This is a genomic window from Avibacterium gallinarum, assembly GCF_002921135.1.
Taxonomy (GTDB): Bacteria; Pseudomonadota; Gammaproteobacteria; order Enterobacterales; family Pasteurellaceae; genus Avibacterium; species Avibacterium gallinarum.
The window spans coordinates 1-415 of the sequence record NZ_PQVJ01000040.1 but is presented as its reverse complement, the minus strand read 5'-3'; the positions used below and the strand labels follow the sequence as shown (position 1 = coordinate 415).

Genomic DNA, 415 nt, shown 5'->3' with positions numbered 1-415 from the left:
CGGCGGCGATCATAATGATCAACAGCGTCACCGCCGCGCCGAGACTGCCTGCAGGTAACAGCCAGCCAAAGGCATTACCCGGCACCAGAAACAGCATCAACACCACGCCAAACGCCGCGCCGGAGCTAATCCCCAGCACTTCCGGGCTTGCCATCGGGTTTCCGGTCAGTCGCTGAATAATACAGCCCGCCACCGCCAGCATGACGCCCGCAAACAGCGCCGCCATAATTCGCGGCCAGCGCCAGGGCATTAAATCCTCGAGCAACGCCCCGCTCGCCCACGTCCAGCCGTGCGCACCACGACCAAACGACAGCGCCACCACCACAGCCATCAACAGCAGCACGCCGCCCGCGAGGGCAAACGCCAGCACATGTTGGCGTTCAGCCGCGACACGATCGTTGACCTTCATATCCGG

General features: G+C 63.4%; 1 protein-coding gene. It reads right to left on the bottom strand.

Going from position 1 to position 415, the window contains the following annotated elements; genetic code table 11:
• A partial coding sequence (locus C3007_RS09855; RefSeq protein WP_207763696.1) for an iron chelate uptake ABC transporter family permease subunit occupies positions 1-409 on the bottom strand: 409 nt, incomplete at its 3' end.
• Between the last annotated feature and the right edge of the window lie 6 nt (positions 410-415).